We start from the raw sequence: 1,366 nt of genomic DNA on the forward strand, positions 1-1,366 counted from the left end.
TGCCTCCCCCTGCCCCTCCCCCCCCAAGCCCCCCCCCCCCCCCCCCAAGGCCCTGGCGTAGGTCCCGTCCTAGGCCGCAAGGCCGTTACGCCCCGCCCGCGCCCTGCCTACCGTGCCCCCCATGGACGCCACAGACAACACCGCAGGCACCCTCGACGAAGCCCTCCAGCGCCTGCACGCCTCGGGCCCCGAACGGCTCGGACGGCTCACCAACCACGCTCCGATGGCCGTCGAGGCGCTCGCCGCGCACGGCCGGTCCGGTGCCGTCCACCGCTGGCTCGAGCTGTACGCGCCGAAGTTGGAGGAGTACCCGAGCGCGGTCGAGCCAATCACCGGCGACAACTGGCGTGAGGCCATCGGCGATCCGCGCCGCGCGGCGGACTGGATCGCGTACTTCGGACGGGAGCTCGGCGAACGCCCGTGGCGCGACGTCCTCGCCGCGTGGTGGCCGCGTCTGCTGCCCGGCATGTACGGCGGCTCCACGCACCCGGTGATCCGGGTGGGCCACGCGGTCCGCACGCTCCTGGCGGGGGAGGCGACCGGGCCCCGCACCGCCGAACTCGCCCACGGCCTCGGCTACTGGGCCGCCCGCCACCACCCCGTCACCGGCGTCGGGCTCCTGCCGGTGGGCGCCGGCACCGCGGCCGCCGCCCTGGACGCCGTCGAGCCGATCCCGGACAGGGAGAGCGGCAGCTTCCCCGCACGGCTCGGCCGGGTCGCGGGCCTGCCCGCGTGGGCGGCCGGCGTGACGGAGCCCGACGAGGCGCACCGCAGGCTCACCGAGCTGGTGCGCGCGGCCACCCACCGGTACGCCACGCACGGCCACGGCGAGGAGACGATGCTGGTGCACGCGTCGACCGCGCCCAACGCCGTCCTGCGCGCCCTGCCCGCGCTGCCCCGCACCCTGTGGGCGCCGAGCCTGCACGCGGCCTGGACGGCTTCGGCCGCCGTGACGTCGATGTACGCCCCAAACGCCCCGGTCACGTACACCGCACCCGGCACCTTCGCCCCCGAAGAGGTCTTCGAGCGGGCCCTCGCGCACGGCGACGAGCACGTCATCAAGTTCGCCGACACGGCACTGGACGTGGGCGACGAGCAGGCCCTGACGGCGGCCCTGCGCGCGATCGAGATCAGCGAACCGCTGGTCTGAGCACGACCGCGGCGCCCGCCGTCAGCCGAACTGCACCGACCTCTTGGCGAGACCCATCCAGAACCCGTCGATCACGCTCCGCTGCCCGCCGAGATCCCCCGAGGCCTCGGCGGCCCCCAGGGTCACGAACAAGGGCGCGAAGTGCTCCGTACGCGGATGCGCGAGCTCGCCGGCCGGGGACTTGTGCCGGAAGTCGAGGAGACCGTCCACGTCGCC

1 protein-coding gene and 1 pseudogene are annotated in these 1,366 nt (G+C 75.3%); one reads left to right on the forward strand and one right to left on the reverse strand.

The annotated features are described in order from the left end of the window. Window positions 1-121: 121 nt before the first annotated feature. Complete coding sequence (locus ACZ5CR_RS45390) at window positions 122-1,150, forward strand: questin oxidase family protein (RefSeq protein WP_468869592.1); 1,029 nt, start codon at window positions 122-124, stop codon at window positions 1,148-1,150. A 21-nt stretch (window positions 1,151-1,171) separates the two neighbouring features. Here ACZ5CR_RS45390 and ACZ5CR_RS45395 read toward each other — a convergent pair. After that, window positions 1,172-1,366, reverse strand: a pseudogene (locus tag ACZ5CR_RS45395) (dioxygenase); the annotation flags it as partial.

The sequence above is a fragment of the Streptomyces sp. NPDC031274 genome (assembly GCF_055570235.1).

Excerpts from the sequence above, each read along its gene's own strand:
- ACZ5CR_RS45390 (WP_468869592.1), top strand. The coding sequence starts at position 122 with ATGGACGCCACAGACAACACCGCAGGCACCCTCGACGAAGCCCTCCAG.